This window comes from Methanobrevibacter ruminantium, from assembly GCF_016294135.1.
In the GTDB taxonomy this organism is placed as follows: Archaea; Methanobacteriota; Methanobacteria; order Methanobacteriales; family Methanobacteriaceae; genus Methanobrevibacter; species Methanobrevibacter ruminantium_A.
Genome location: NZ_JAEDCO010000017.1, coordinates 1 through 14,974, shown reverse-complemented (window position 1 = coordinate 14,974; position 14,974 = coordinate 1). Strand labels below are relative to the sequence as shown.

Sequence of the window (14,974 nt, the reverse complement as noted above, 5' to 3'; positions counted from 1 at the left end):
AATGATGATTTAAAATTTAAAAGTATTATGGACACATTAAATCATCTAAAAAACAATTGTAAATACCTTTCATACAATATAAAAACATGGAAGTATATAAATGTTTTTAATTTATATGAAATCATCCAAAAAAGAACTTTTTCTATTAAATAAAAAAATATAAAAATAGCTAAAAAATTAAAAAATTAAAAAAACCATATAAAAAAAATTTAAAAAAATGAATTAGAAAAGAGGATTCATAATAACGTTTTTCTCTTTTTTAGTCATTTTAGTGTATGTAATTTTAGACTTGTAAGGAGTGTAACCACTTATCTTTTTAGTGGAAAGTAACATAAGGCCGCTGATATTTTTTGGCTTAACTGTTCTTGTAATTACTTTTCCTTTTTTGTTTTTGTAGTAAACAGTCATCTTTCTCAATACATAAGTGTGAGGTCTAAAGTCATCACCTTTTTTCTTATCATGGTAAAAGATAGCTGCATATACCCCTTTAGCATTTTGTGCATCTTTTGGCTGATAGAAAGTCAAGATCCTATCTTTACTGCCAACATCTTTATGTTTACCCATTTTAATAGTGGTTGTAGCAGCACATGCTTGTCCCATTGTAAATCCTACAACTGCAACAAGCAAAACGAGCAAAATAAGGATTTTTCTCATATTCATTTTCTCTCACCTTAATCTTAGTTAATATAATATTTATCTTATTAGTTAATAAGAGTTTTTAAAATATCTTTCAATTAAGATTATGAAAAAAAGTTGAAGAATACTTTAAAAATATCTTTCAATTAAAGATTATGAAAAAAAGTTGAAGAATACTTTAAAAATATCTTTCAATTAAAGATTATGAAAAAAAGTTGAAGAATAAAAAATAAAAAAATAATGAAAAATTTAAAAAAATAATAAAAAACAGTAAAATTTTTTGATAAAGGTTAGAACAATTCAAATGATTGTAAATCAAAAACTAAAGCCTTCAATCGTTATCATCATCTTTATCGTCTTTATCGTCTTTATCATTTTTGTCGTCTTTATCGTCTTTATCGTTGTCATCATCGTCATTGTCATCATTATCTACAGAATCGCTTGAATCATCGGAATCTCCAGATGCATCATTAGCAGAATCATCACCACCAGATCCACCAATGCATCCGCTGACAGCAACGACAGCTAAAAGAATGATTGCTAATAATAGAAAAGCAAATACATTTTGTTTTTTCATTAATAACAACTCCTTTAAAACATAGTTTGTTAATTTTAATATTTATATTTTGATACTTTAAACTGATTAATAATGAAAAAACTGAATAAAGTAACAGAATCCTACTTAATAAAAACAAAAATTTACAATAACTACTATTATTTTAAAAATAATCAAAAAATAAGAGAACAGATTTAAAATTAATAAAAAAATAAAAAAAGAGTTTAAAGAAAAAAAGTTACATATACAATGATGCAGGCACAGTATTTTCCTCTTCTTCAGAATTGGACAACTCATCTAAAGGTTTATAGAAAGTACCGAATCCAACAATTCTTTCCTTATTTATGGAAATGGAAAAAACAGGACCCTTATCCAAATCTACAACCATGAAATCAATAAAATCATCACTTTCACCAATGATTCTGCAAGGCTCAAGCATTTGCCCTTCGTCTAGCATTACCCTAACCATCTCTTCTGCAGGAATCTTTTCCACACCTTCAATCTCTAAATTGTAACTCTTTACTTTTCCTTCAATCTCTGCTACTTTTTCACTAAAATTCATAAGAATTACCTCCAATCATCAAATAATAAACAAATAATAAATAATAAATAAAATCATTGATACAAAGCCTTAGACGGTCCAGCATTCTCCCTTTTAGATATTTCTTCATCAATAGTCTTATGCAAAATGGACAAACCACAAATGTGTTCCTTTTTTATGCTGAGAGAAAAGATAGACCCTTCCTTTTTATAAAACATGAAATCCAAAAATTCATCGCTTTCTCCAATGATTTTGCCAGGACCTGAATGTCCGTGATCATTTAGTATGAGCATAATCATATTTTCCAATTTGCATTCCTCTTCATTATTCTCTGTCACATGATATTTTCCGAAATCATCTTGCATTTCTTTTATCTTTTCACTTATATTCATTGTTTACCTCCAAATATTATTTTTTTAATTCTTCTTGCTATAGTGCATTAATATGATAAAATTAAACGAATATGATGTTAATCAATAGTTTTCTAAAGATAATGCTATTAAGGCTGCTAATAACTAAAGATATCATAAAATAAATAAAAGCATTATTCTAGAATTTCCCATTTCCAATCATGGTTTTAAAAATAGAACTGTTATGTCCAATAGGACAAAAGGATAATCTGGAAGAGACTCCAGATTTTGAATCAAAATTCTTTATAACAGCTTTAATCATATCACCCATAACAATCACAATTTCACGTCCAAAAAGTATAAGGTCACAGTCACATATAAAGGTTTGGAATTTTATGATTTTTTAAAAAAAAAAAGATTAAATAAAATTAAAAAGAATGATAAAAAATTACCCGTCTGGATTGACGAAAAATGAAAAAGATTTGGCTAAGTGAGAATAAGAGCCATTTACTTGAAAGAAGCATCAATTATATTAGAATTATCCCCAACACTTAACTCCAAATTAGACGTATTTTTATTATAAACAACTGTTGGATTCTGAATCTTGATAAATTCTCCCTCCGCATATATGGAGTCAGCCATTTCATCCCATAAATTAACTTTTATGGATCCGGTATCATCTTCAATCTCAATAACCCTAACTAAAAATACATTTCCGTTTTCTTCAAACTCAAAAGTGTCTTGAACATCAATTATTTTTCCTATGACTTTAATATTCATATCATTTTCTTTCAAGTCCTTTATGCTTTTAGAAGCATATAATAAGCTTTCAAGCTCTTCAAATGATTTTAGATTAGCCCTTTCTTCAATGGACAAACTATCCCCATCAATCATCCTTGAACCTTGACCTATATGAAGTTCCATACCGTCATCAGTTTGTCTTGCTATTGCATTTTCAATCTTATATGCTTTAGATATGGTTGGAACTTGAGCTTTCTCATTCCAAAAGAAGGCTTTAATGGTTCCAGTATTGTCTGCAAGAATAGCTGATCTGACAATCCCTGAATCATCCTTAGTCTTAAATGAATAAGTTTCAAACAATGTGATTACTCTAGCCAAAATATCGATTTCTGTTGAATCTTCTCCAATATCCTTAATATCAGTCAATGAAATGTCAACAGATTCCTTTAAAAATTGAACCAATCCATCTTCCAATTTAGGATTGACATGTATTCTTGAATTTTCGTCTGTATTGATTCTGTATCCCACTGACTCTTCGCTGTCATATTCAACAAAACCATTTTGTATTCCGATAATGTCTCCTTTCTTAATGTCCAGACCAGCGTTTTCATTCCAGAGAATTGCCCTGATTGCAGATGATGAATCACTGAATTCGATGATTTGAAGGCATTCGGACTCTTTAAGTTCCATAGGGTCACGAACTTTTGTAACTATACCTACGATATTGACATATTCATGCTTTTTCTCTTCTTTTGAGGAAATTTGCTTGATCATATGCTCTGCTAAAGATCTGCATTCCTTAGCCATATCATCATCAGGATTTTCATTTAATATGCGGTCAAAAAGGGAAATTGCTTTCTCAAATGAATCGATTGAACTATTGTAATCCTTTAGTTTAAAATAGGCAAATCCAATATTGAACCAAGCCACCTCATCTTCTGGATTGATTTCTATGGCTTTTTTAAAGCATTCAATAGCCATTTTGTATTCTTTCAATTCAAAATAAGTCTGTCCATCCTTATTGAAATCTCTATCTAACATGATTATCCTCAAAAAATATTATTACTCCATTTGCAAAGCAAGAATTAAAAAATATTAAAAGTGAAAAAACTAATCTGAAAATTCAATCAATTCAATATCAACTATATCAACTTCAATATCCTTGTCATAGATATGGAATTTTCCATCCTTGAATTCAAAGCTGTTTTCTTTTGTGATGGAATATGACCTTCCATCAGCCAAATAGACATAGACATAAGCAAAGTTTTCTACCAGCTCTTCCACTGACTTCTGATTATGTTGCTCAATCATTCTTAAGTCATCCTCTTCACTAATGGAAATCACCTACAACAATTATTAGAAATGAAAATCCGGATTAAGCTATCACCAATTCCGCTTCAGTAGGAATAAAATCAAAGTTATTTTCAATGAAGTAACTTAATTCATATTCATCATCTTCATTTGGAATCATAAATCCAAATAGTGCACACATTAGAATGGAATCTTTATCAACACAAACTTTCATATTAAAACAATGCATTTTTTCAAAGCTTTCTTTAGGAACACTCAATTTTTCTGAAGCATTAAGCAGCTCGAATGCAGTTGGAACGTTATCTCTATCAAAATCCAATAAAATGCCTTCATCCATTTCAACTGTTTGACCATATTGAAAATCTCTTTTAACTTTTATGCCTAAAGTATCTATAGATTCATTGTAAAAATATTCAACTTCAAATATATTATCTTTTGATTTCACGTTCTCTCCTCCTTTTATCAAAACAATAAACTGTTATTATAGTTATTTTTTCATCATCATTTATTCCAATTACAATATAAAGATCTTGAAATTTAATCGTTTCATGAGGATAAATTAATAAAAAACGATTTTCAGACGTTTTACTAATTGATAATGGAATTTTTTCTAACAAGCATGAATGAACATAATTTAAAGAATAATTACGTTCAAAACAGTTTTCTAAGATATGGGGGCTAACATATATTTCATCAGGATCATGAGATTTCAATATCTTAATTAATTCATTTATATTATAATCTCTCAAACTACCACGTATAAATTTATTTTTATTTAAAATTCTATTTAAAAATTATTGTTTAGAAGTTTACAATGAAAAATATATAGTAAATCACCTAAACTCGATAATTTTCAATTAATTTTCTATTTAAACTATTATATAAAGTTTTTCTTAAAAATAAAAGCAATATTGATGTTAAATTAAAAAATTGATTGATTATCGTTAGATTTTTACATAAATAGTTTAATATATTAAAAATATTGAAAAAATAAGGAATTACATTAAATTTAAAAAAATTAAGAAATCTGATTAAAAAAATAAATAAATTACAAATTTTAAAAAAAAAAAAATAAAAAAAGAGAATAGTGAAAAAACTATTCTTTAATCATTTGAGCTACTTTCTTACCTAATTCATAGCATTCTTCAAGTTGCTCTTCAGTTGGCTTGAAGTCAAGTTCCATTTGTTCAACGACTTCAAATCCAGCACCTTCAAGGTTTGCTGCCAAGATTCTTGCAGAACCTCCTGCCCAACCTTTTGAACCGAAGACAACTGCCTTTTTGGTTTCAATGTTTCCAAAACTGAGACAGTTCAAGTAGTACATTACATCCCCAATACCTGGGAAAGGATTGTTCATCATGGTAGGAGCACCTACAAAGATTGCTTTGGAATCAAGAACATCAGTCACCGCATCGGATTTGTCATCATCATGCATGAAGTACATCTTGACTTTTACTCCTTCACTCATTACACCTTCAGCCATAGCATGAGCCATTCTTTGGGTTGAATGGTGCATAGTGTCGTAAATGAAGGTGATCTTGTTTCCTTCATAAGTACCAGTGGACCATTTTGTGTAAAGGTCAAGGATAAAGCTTGGGTCAGTGAAGATTTGACCGTGGCATGGAGCAATCATTTTAAGAACATCCACCAATCCTAATTTTGCAAGCTCTTCAATTTTTCTTCCAACCATTGGAGATGAAAGGGTAATCAAGTTAGCGTAATATTTTCTTGCAGCTTCAGTCAATATGACTGGATCCACATCGCTGTCTAGTCTTTCAGACAAGCAGATGTGCTGACCGAATGCATCGTTGGAAAACAAGATTCCATCTTCCATTAACATTGTAAACATACTGTCAGGCCAGTGAAGCATAGGTGCATTTACGAATTGGAAAGTCTTTCCACCAATATCCAATGAGTCACCGGTTTTTACTGTATTGAATTCAAAGTCTGCAAGTTCAGGCAAATGGTTCTTAAGACCTGGTTCCGCTTTTTTGGAACAGTAAACTTCAACATCAGGGAATTTAGCAACAACTTCACTTAAGGAACCGCTGTGGTCGTTTTCAATGTGGTTTTGGATAACTACATCGATTTTGAATTCTCTTTCTTCCTTCTCGAATGCATCTTTAATTCTTCCCCAGAACTGTTCGGATTTTCCAGGATAAACATTATCGATTAAAGCTACTTTATCTTCCCCAAATACTAAATAACAGTTGTAGGTAGTTCCATTTAAGCTGTATCCATGGTAATCACGGATATCCCAGTCTAAAACTCCTACCCAATAAACATTATCTACGATTTTGTATGCATCAGCCTTCATTTTATCACTAATCCTTTTTTAGATTAAAAAATTATAATAAGAATTAATATAATATATAATCATTAACATTAATAAATATATATGTTTTGTTCGACAGTAGAGCAACTAGTTAATCAAGTTAATATTAAAATTAAAATGATGATATAATGAATTTAAGACATTTCAATAATTTGGCTTATGAAGGGATTGGAGAGGAAAACAGTGAAACAATACTGTTTTTGCATACCAAATTATTAGACAAATGGATTTGGAAAAGGCAAAAGGAAGATTATGATAAACACTTCAAGGGATTCCACTGCATATTCCTTGATTTGCCAAATCATGGAGAAAGCATTTCAGAAGAGGAATTCAGCATAGAAAAATCATCTATTGAAATATCTGAATTCATAAATTATATTATCATCAATAAGGGCATTGAAAAAGCAAATATTGTAGCTTTAGGCATCGGCGGATCAATAGCTATTGAAATACTTAATGAAAATCCACAAATGATAGGCAATCTCATATTATCTGGACTTGAAATAGCAGACTATAAGGAAAGCGAATCCGATAGCATTGCAAATGGACTCGCAAAGGCCCAATCAGAATACCTAAATGAAAAATCAGACATTTTCATAACAAAGGCATATTTGAGATATTTTGGAATCAAAAAGGAACATTACAATGATGTTGAAAGAATCTTAGAGAGATCAGTTAGTGAAGAAAGGAAAATAGCTTTCGAATCATTGAATTACACAATTCCTGGAAGCCTAAAGGACAATGAAGACATCATTGAAAAGGAAAATGTCCTAATAATCTATGGAACTAAGGAAGACTTGAACTGTACAAAGTCAGCAATAGACTTGAAAAACACATTAACTAATGCCAAGTTAGTGGAAATCGTAAGAGGAAACCACCTTTGGAACATAATTGATAATGAATTGTTCAACACCATAATCAGCAATTTCATTAAAGACAACCATATCGAAGAGAATTCAAAAATAAACATCATTGAATAATTTCGAATCCACTTTAAAAAACATCACTACTAATTAAAACCTTAAAACCACTTGATATAATCTAAATTACATTTAACTAAATTATAGTTTAATAACTCTAAAATAAAGTTGAATAAACCCTTTAAATCCGAAAATAAAACTATAAAGTTTATTAATAAGTTAAATAATAAATTATATTAGTTATAAATAATTTTAGAATTATTTTATAACTGTATAGTTTTAATAAATTTTTTTAATTACGATTTGACTTTTCTTAAAATCCATAATATGCATAATTTCGGAAAAAGAAATTTAAGATCCTAATTAAAAAAACACATAGTGAAAGGGAAACTATGAAAATAGGAGTTATCGGATACGGAAATATGGGTTCAATGATAGTAAATAACATACTAAAGCTTAATTTACTATTAGATGACGAAGAATTAATTGTTTCAAATAGACACCTTAATAAATTTGAAAGTTTAATTGAAGAATATCCAGAAGAAAATTTAAGCATTACTTCAGATAACAAAGAAGTCGCAACACAATGTCAAAAAATCCTTATTTCCGTCAAAACTCCTCAATTTAAGGAAATCATAGAAGAAATCAAACCTTTCCTCAATGAAAGCACACACATCATATACACCTGTTCAGGACTTAACTTCAATCACATCAAACAGTATTTTGATGGAAAGTTAAGTCTAGTCATTCCTACTTTAGCTTCTACAGTAACTTCAAATAACTCAATAAGTTCACTGGCAAGAAGAAAAGGAGTTACACTCGTTAAGCACAATTCCAAAGTTGAACTTCAGGAAAGACTCTTTGTTGAAGACCTTTTCAATGAATTCAGTTACGTTAGGAGAATTGACAATCCAATTTACTTCAATGAAGAGGAAAACAATCTCGACCCAAGCGATAATGAATTAGAAATTAGTACAATAATCAGCAGTTGCGGACCTGCATTCATTGCAATGATGATTAAGAAGTTTACTCAAACTTGCAGCGAATCATCAAACATATCCCAAGATGAAATAGAGGATATGATCTTAAAGACAGTGATTGGAACTGCAATGCTAAAGGACGACCAAGGATTATCCAATGAAGACATAATCAATAAGGTGGCCACTAAAGGAGGAATCACTCAAGAGGGAGTGGATTTATTGGATAAAAAATTCAATAAGATTAGCAAAGCATTAATCAAAACATTATTAAGTAGATATGATGAAGTTAATGATGAAATGAATAAAACATATCTTAAAAAATAGTAAATTTAGCTCTTTTTAAACTCTTTTTTAAAAATAAACTCTTTTTAATAAAAAAAATAGACAATAGTAACTCTTCTTTTAAAAAATAAAATAAAAAAAATAAATAAAAATGACTAGTTAGAACAAGTCAGTTTCATTTAATTTTTCTTCAAACCAATGCGCTCTTTTATCTGCAAACATTTTCACTACCAATGCTAATACCAATGTTATAGCACCCATAGCAATCAATATCAAGAATGATGGAATGTAATTAGACCAAATCAATCCTAATGCAGTTTCCCTAAGCAAAGTGATTCCATGAGTCATTGGCATATATGGACTGACCACTTGAAGGAATTCCCCCATCAATTGAATAGGATAAATACCTCCAGTACCTGAAATTTGGAATACAAGCCAAATTACAGCTAATCCTTTTCCAATATGACCTAATGCAGAAATCAAGGAATAACAAATCAGCATGAATATCAAGGCAATGAAATAAGCCGAAAGCACAAATAGCAACGGATTGGTCATTTTGATTCCCAATATAAATGCACCGATAAGAGTCACTGTAGTTTCTAAAACTGCCATAACCAAGAAAATCAATAGCTTACCAAAGTACATTTCAGAAGGAGTGTATTTGGTTCCTGTTGACTGGCCGGTCCTAAGCATCACACAAGTAATTATTGCCCCTACCCACATGGATAAAACCAAATAGAACGGAGCGACTTCAGAACCATAATCTGGAACAGCATATAATTCATTTTCCTTTAAGACAACTGGAGAATAAATATACTCTCCCACTTCACTTTCATTCACACCGGTTATACTTGAAAGAGAATCTGCTGCACCTGCAAGACCGCTTGAAGCGGAATACAATGCAGAAGAAGCACCATTAGCAAGCAATGCAGAACCTGCAGCCAAGCTTACAGAACCATCCGCCAATTGAGAACCACCAGTTGCAACACTGGAAGCACCATTAGCCAAATCAACTGAACCATTTGCTAATTTTGAAGAGCCCTGTGCAAGATTGCTTGAAGCCCCAGCCAAATCAGAACTTGCATTAGCCAATTCCTTAGAACCATGCACAACTGGCTTAATCTGATCAGGCAATGAACTTTCATCAACAGAACTGTCTAATTGCTTTGCAGATTCCTGCACTTGAGATGAACCAGCAGAAATCTGATTTGCAGATGATGAAATCTGTGAAGAGCCATCTTTGACTTGAGAAGAACCTGCAGAAAGATCATTAGCTCCTTTTTTCAAATCATTTGCTCCAGATTTAACTTGGGAAGCCCCAGATTGGACTTTTGAAGCACCTGCACTTAATTGTCCAGCACCAGATGACATTTGACTTGCCCCTGATGCAAGTGCAGACTGCAAGTCTCCCAATTTTTCATATGCAGCAACATTAATGAATTGGACAATCTTTGCATTGACCTTATTGTAAACCGCCCTTGCTGCAGAATCACTTAATTTAGAAGCCATTGGATTGGATTTTCTATTAACAATATATTCCAATTCTGCAGAATGAGGGTCATCAGAGGTAATTGATTTGATTGAACTGCTGAAATTTTTTGGAATGACAATTCCAGCATAATACGTTCCATTATTAACCCCCTCCCGCAGTTCATCTTCACTTACAAATGTCCAATAGAAATCATCATTTCTTTTCAATTCATCTTCCAGTTGGTCCCCTACATTAATTTTTTCACCATCAAATGTTGCACCTTTATCCAAATTTGCAACTGCAAACTCAAGATTTCCGGTATTGTCGTAAGGATCCCAACAAGCTTGAATGTTTATAAGAGCATATAAAGAAGGTAAAATTATAATGGCAAGCAATGTCAAGACAACAATTGGATTTTTAGTGAATACATCCCTAAAATCCTTCTTAAGAAGTTCATGTACATTACCTAGCCCACTTCCTAAATTTAATTCTCTCATATTTAACCTCACAATTTTATAAAAAAAAATCTGTATAATCTATTAAATTTTATGTACTTAGTAGTATTTATATTTAATAATTAATATAGTTAAGTTATAAAAAAGTAAAAGGCTTTTAAAAAAATAGTGAAACTCAAAAATAGAAATAATTAAAAAAAGAATTAATAAAGAATTAAAAAAGAAAAATTAAAAAAATAGAAAATGAATTGGAAAATTGAAATTTATTAACTATTTAATTTTAAAATAGCTTCTGCTAAATCTCCACCAGTTTCTCTTAATGCTTCTTCAGCATCTGCAGCACTTACACCAGCAGTGTTAGCAACCATTTCAATGTCTTCTTGTGGAATTTCAATTTCTTTTTCAACTTCAACTGCAGTTCCAGTGACTTGATAGGTTTCTTGACCCATAACAGTCATTAAGCTTACATCTGCAGGTGAAATGATTAAATCCTTATCATCACAACGAATAATAACTTCTTGGACACCTTCAATTTCCTTCATGTCCATACCCATTTTCTTCATTTGTCTTTGCATGTTCTTTAATTGCTTTGGGTTCATACCAGGTATCATAATATTTCCTCTAAAATTTTATTAAAACAATAATCATATTTTTTTGAATTTTATTTAATTATACTCTATAAATTAGAATATATAATAATTTTTATTTTTTAAATCCTTTTCTTGTTTTGATTGCTTGACCTGTCTTGAAGTCCAGCATCTCCTTGTGATTTAAAAGAGCTTTACCGAATGCCAATAGCTCTCCTTCCTCGTTTACAATCAAGACTTCATCATTTGATCTTATGTTTTCATCACAATCAATTATGAATTTTGCAAAAACGCTTTTTCCATCACGAGCAAAGGATTCAACGCTATTGTCAATCATTACCTTGTTTCTCATTCCATCAAGGGTTGCAAGTCTTTTTGCACCTAACTTGGATAATATCAAAAAGCTGTCAGAAGCTCTCATATTTACAATATTTTGATTCTTATCAAAGACATGTCTAATCTTACCTGTCTTTTTACTCTTTTCAATCTTGATCTTTCCAGTGAATAATGCATCTCCAGCGCCATGGCCGAACTGATAATCAGCGATTGCCTTTAATTTCTTGATGTCATCCTTTTCAAACTTGATTTCTTCAGGATGTGGGTATTCTTCAATGAAATCAAGTTCAAGCTCATCCAAGACCTTAGGATGAATCAATACATTATCATAATTTTCTGCAAAATCAACTAAAAAGTCTCTTACAAACTCAACAGCAATCTTGTCATGAATCTTAGGGGCATCACTTTGACTTAAAGGATAAACCTCATCCAATTCAAGTGGAATCAAGCAGAATGGAATGTCCAAAACAGCGAAATCAGTTTCCTTATTGTCAATTATGCAAGGATCATCTTCACCTTTGGATTCATCCTTTGCATAAACAAGGAATTCCTTAAAGCTGTTTGACAAGTACTTGCTGTAAGGTTTTCTATAAGCTGGAAGGACAACAAGGCTTTTCTTTTTGTCCATATTTTCCAATTGCTTTAAGTGTCTTGTAACCTCTGCTCTCTTCAATGATTCAGGACCAGTGTAGAAAAATGCAGACTTCTTGCTTCTAGGGTCATACTTTTCCAAGTCTTCACTGTACTCACCTAAATGTCTCACTGCATCAAGAAGCATAGGGTGAGCTCTGCAACGTTCCTCTACAAGTTCCATCAAGCTTCCTTCAGCAATGGCTTGACGGATAAGCCTAAGTTCTGCAAAGCTTACATGAAGGTTATGTTGAGCTATAAGTTTCACTCTTTCTTCCTTAGGCATTGCCCTTAAGTCATCTGGAGTGTATTTGCAACAGACTTCACAGGAACAAGGCATTTCTGTCATGTTCTCAAGCTTGATTGTACCTCTTGTAGTGAGGAACCTGTCTCCTTCTGCATACAAGATGTAAGCTGCTGAATCGAAAAGGTCACAACCCATTGCAACACAAAGGGCAAAGATCATAGGGTGTCCTGCACCCATAAGATGACGTGCCTTGGAATCAGGCAAGCATTTAACTGAATGCATTACCACATCAACAAGATCCCTATAGTGATACATTTCCATAAGAGGAACCACTGCTCCAATTGGATACAAGTCTGCATCAAGCTTGGTTAATTCAGTTGCACAGTATTCACGCAAATCAGGATATGTTGATCCTTGAACAACAGAGTTAATTTTCATTTCATAATCGTTATCCTTAACATAACTGATAGCCTCTTTTGCACGTTCAATTGTAATTTCAAGGTCTTCTTCAGCCTTTTCCCTATCTACATAAGGACCAGTTGGAATGTCAAGGGAAGTTCCTATATCGGTTCCAATAGCTTCCTGAAACTCGATTACTTCCTTGTTTGTAATGTCTACATCACCATAGACAGACAATTGGAATGAACCTGAATCAGTCATGATCGGACCATCAAAGTTGATGAGCTCATGCAATCCGACATCCAATGCCTTCTTGCTTAAGTCCTCATCCTTATAAATCAAATAAGCGTTTGTGATTACAATATCTGCACCGTAATCCTTAACATTAATGGTTTGTTTTCTTGGATGGATTACAGGCATCAAGTTTGGTGTCTTGACATCTCCATGCTTTGTCTTTAAGACACCCACTCTCCCTCTCATATCTTTTGCTTTAATTTCAAACATGATTTTCTCATCCTTGCTAAATAATAAAAAGTAAATTAAATAAATCCTTAAAATTGGTAAATATGCTAAAATCTTTTAAAAATATAAAAAAATAGATTTATATATCTTATATTAATTTATTAGTTTAAAAAGTTTTTTAATGAAATAGATTATTGAATTTCATCGATTATTGGATTCAAGGCATCCAAAATACCTATTGAATTTCATCGATTATTGGATTCAAAGCATCAAAATCAATATAACTGACATTTTTTCCATATGTTTCAATAACCGCATTTATTTCTGCAGTCTTTTCCTCTTCATTCATTCCTTTTACTTTCCTATGGATAAAAGCCATCATTGTTTTGTGCTTTAGATTAAGATTAGAGTAATCTATTGCACCTCTCAAGAAATATACTCTTGCCTTATTATAAATGCATCCATGAACCTGTTCCTTTATTCCATTCATGATCTCTTCCCTATTCCTTTTATCATTAGGGTCTGCCAATCCAACGGATCCAACGATAAGTTTCTTATCTTGAACATTCCTGATTTTATTTAGGGTCTTTTTTAGACCCATGATGCTTCCAGCATATAAAGGTCCTAGATAAACTATTGTATCATACTGATTTATGTCTATAACCTCAGTGTATTCCACAGTTTCAATGCCAGTTCTTTTAGACAACTCATCAGCATATTGTTTTGTTGATCCATATTGTGAAGCATAAATGATTATTTTCATGATTTCATTCCCCATTTTCTATAATGGACATGATCCCTTTATTTTTAATCTCATCCAAACGGCTCATCATTTCCAGAACACGAGTTCGGGTATTATTATCTTCCAAATACTCCTCTTTATAATCTTTCTCAGGCTCTACAATATAGAATGCCTCTTTTGACAGAACCCCTGGAATGTTCATCTTCACTAGGTTTCTCTCAACTCTCCTCTTCAATGGTTCATCATCCATCTCTTGGCCTAAGAATATTGGAGTCTTGACTGCAGAGGATATTTTGGTATTGTGACGAGCATTATGCCTTTCTTCAGTCCTGTTGTCAAGTATCTCTTTAGAGGATAAGTTTAGATTTGGGTCTCTAAATGGAATTCCAACATCAGACAATGCCATCTTTATCTCATCATTCTTTGGAAGTGATTTGGTAAGATTTTTAGGATTTGGTGATGCCAATGTTCCACCTTGGAAACGTCCGAAGATTGGACCTAAGGATACATAAAAATCCGCTTCAATAAAACCCATTCTTACAGGAGCGGATGAAGTATATGTACAGACAATTCCATTTTCCTTAATCACTCTTCCAAACTCCTTGAAAAAGTCCACGGACACCAATTCAGGAGACATGTTTTGGCTGAAAGGATCCAAAAATATTGCATCATAAGTGGCATCAGGCAGTTTTTGTATGACTTGCCTTGCATCATCAATATGAATCTTCAAGTCAATATTGGATGGAATTTCTGTGCTTTCAAGTTCCAATGATGCATATTCACAATCAATTAATGATTGCTCTATTGCCTTTTTGGTGATGTCATGAGCTTCTATTGGAGAAGGAACCATCAATCCAGCTGCAAGGGTTGGCTTGGATATTTCAAGCATGTCTATATGCAGTCTTGTAGTCCCATCACTGTTTTTAATGAAGTCATCAATAGCTGCTGATGAATTGTAACCAAGTCCTGCACAGATGTCTAGAATAGCTATGT

At 31.9% G+C, this 14,974-nt stretch carries 17 protein-coding genes; 2 read left to right on the top strand and 15 right to left on the bottom strand.

Features of this window, described 5'->3' with window-relative positions:
* Positions 1 to 222: 222 nt before the first annotated feature.
* The 10 genes from VW161_RS05290 to VW161_RS05245 all read right to left on the bottom strand — a co-directional run bounded on the left by VW161_RS05290 (position 223) and on the right by VW161_RS05245 (position 6,452).
* On the bottom strand, positions 223 to 660 hold the full coding sequence (locus VW161_RS05290; RefSeq protein ID WP_325192767.1) for a hypothetical protein: 438 nt from the start codon (positions 658 to 660) through the stop codon (positions 223 to 225).
* Positions 661 to 967: 307 nt separating this feature from the next.
* Positions 968 to 1,213: a hypothetical protein gene (locus tag VW161_RS05285; RefSeq protein WP_304089225.1), complete on the bottom strand. Its 246-nt coding sequence runs from the start codon at positions 1,211 to 1,213 to the stop codon at positions 968 to 970.
* Positions 1,214 to 1,430: 217 nt separating this feature from the next.
* Complete coding sequence (locus tag VW161_RS05280) at positions 1,431 to 1,754, bottom strand: hypothetical protein (RefSeq protein WP_304089223.1); 324 nt, start codon at positions 1,752 to 1,754, stop codon at positions 1,431 to 1,433.
* A gap of 53 nt (positions 1,755 to 1,807) precedes the next feature.
* Positions 1,808 to 2,125 carry a hypothetical protein gene (locus VW161_RS05275; RefSeq protein WP_304092828.1) on the bottom strand — a complete coding sequence of 106 codons (318 nt, stop codon included), beginning with the start codon at positions 2,123 to 2,125 and terminating at the stop codon, positions 1,808 to 1,810.
* Between the two features lie 157 nt (positions 2,126 to 2,282).
* Complete coding sequence (locus VW161_RS05270; protein WP_304089219.1) at positions 2,283 to 2,423, bottom strand: hypothetical protein; 141 nt, start codon at positions 2,421 to 2,423, stop codon at positions 2,283 to 2,285.
* Between the two features lie 167 nt (positions 2,424 to 2,590).
* The gene (locus VW161_RS05265) at positions 2,591 to 3,865 is read right to left on the bottom strand and encodes a tetratricopeptide repeat protein (protein ID WP_304089217.1); all 1,275 of its coding nucleotides are present in this window, start codon (positions 3,863 to 3,865) and stop codon (positions 2,591 to 2,593) included.
* A 69-nt stretch (positions 3,866 to 3,934) separates the two neighbouring features.
* Positions 3,935 to 4,168 carry a hypothetical protein gene (locus VW161_RS05260; protein WP_304089215.1) on the bottom strand — a complete coding sequence of 78 codons (234 nt, stop codon included), beginning with the start codon at positions 4,166 to 4,168 and terminating at the stop codon, positions 3,935 to 3,937.
* A gap of 31 nt (positions 4,169 to 4,199) precedes the next feature.
* Complete coding sequence (locus VW161_RS05255) at positions 4,200 to 4,580, bottom strand: DUF2283 domain-containing protein (protein ID WP_304092837.1); 381 nt, start codon at positions 4,578 to 4,580, stop codon at positions 4,200 to 4,202.
* Positions 4,564 to 4,884 carry a hypothetical protein gene (locus tag VW161_RS05250; RefSeq protein WP_304092840.1) on the bottom strand — a complete coding sequence of 107 codons (321 nt, stop codon included), beginning with the start codon at positions 4,882 to 4,884 and terminating at the stop codon, positions 4,564 to 4,566. Before VW161_RS05250 ends, VW161_RS05255 begins: the two co-directional genes overlap by 17 nt.
* 347 nt (positions 4,885 to 5,231) lie before the next feature.
* Positions 5,232 to 6,452 (bottom strand): FprA family A-type flavoprotein, encoded by a 1,221-nt coding sequence (locus tag VW161_RS05245; RefSeq protein ID WP_304103153.1) that lies wholly within the window; start codon positions 6,450 to 6,452, stop codon positions 5,232 to 5,234.
* A 146-nt stretch (positions 6,453 to 6,598) separates the two neighbouring features.
* On the opposite strand from VW161_RS05245, the gene VW161_RS05240 reads away from it, so the two are divergent.
* Together VW161_RS05240 and VW161_RS05235 are read left to right on the top strand one after the other, a co-directional pair.
* Positions 6,599 to 7,450 (top strand): alpha/beta fold hydrolase, encoded by an 852-nt coding sequence (locus tag VW161_RS05240; RefSeq protein WP_325192766.1) that lies wholly within the window; start codon positions 6,599 to 6,601, stop codon positions 7,448 to 7,450.
* A gap of 332 nt (positions 7,451 to 7,782) precedes the next feature.
* Positions 7,783 to 8,694, top strand: coding sequence for a pyrroline-5-carboxylate reductase family protein (locus tag VW161_RS05235; protein ID WP_304089037.1), 912 nt, complete (start codon positions 7,783 to 7,785; stop codon positions 8,692 to 8,694).
* 117 nt (positions 8,695 to 8,811) lie between these two features.
* Here VW161_RS05235 and VW161_RS05230 read toward each other — a convergent pair whose 3' ends face one another.
* The 5 genes from VW161_RS05230 to VW161_RS05210 all read right to left on the bottom strand — a co-directional run.
* Positions 8,812 to 10,620, bottom strand: a complete 1,809-nt coding sequence (locus VW161_RS05230) for a YhgE/Pip domain-containing protein (RefSeq protein ID WP_304092846.1) — start codon at positions 10,618 to 10,620, stop codon at positions 8,812 to 8,814.
* A gap of 224 nt (positions 10,621 to 10,844) precedes the next feature.
* On the bottom strand, positions 10,845 to 11,189 hold the full coding sequence (locus VW161_RS05225) for a nascent polypeptide-associated complex protein (protein WP_304089041.1): 345 nt from the start codon (positions 11,187 to 11,189) through the stop codon (positions 10,845 to 10,847).
* A 91-nt stretch (positions 11,190 to 11,280) separates the two neighbouring features.
* Entirely contained in the window at positions 11,281 to 13,281 is a 2,001-nt protein-coding gene (tgtA, locus tag VW161_RS05220; protein ID WP_304089043.1) for a tRNA guanosine(15) transglycosylase TgtA, read from the bottom strand.
* Between the two features lie 193 nt (positions 13,282 to 13,474).
* The gene (locus VW161_RS05215) at positions 13,475 to 14,002 is read right to left on the bottom strand and encodes a flavodoxin domain-containing protein (RefSeq protein WP_325192765.1); all 528 of its coding nucleotides are present in this window, start codon (positions 14,000 to 14,002) and stop codon (positions 13,475 to 13,477) included.
* Positions 14,003 to 14,006: 4 nt separating this feature from the next.
* On the bottom strand, positions 14,007 to 14,974 hold a 968-nt coding region (locus VW161_RS05210; protein ID WP_325192764.1), incomplete at its 5' end, for an MnmC family methyltransferase.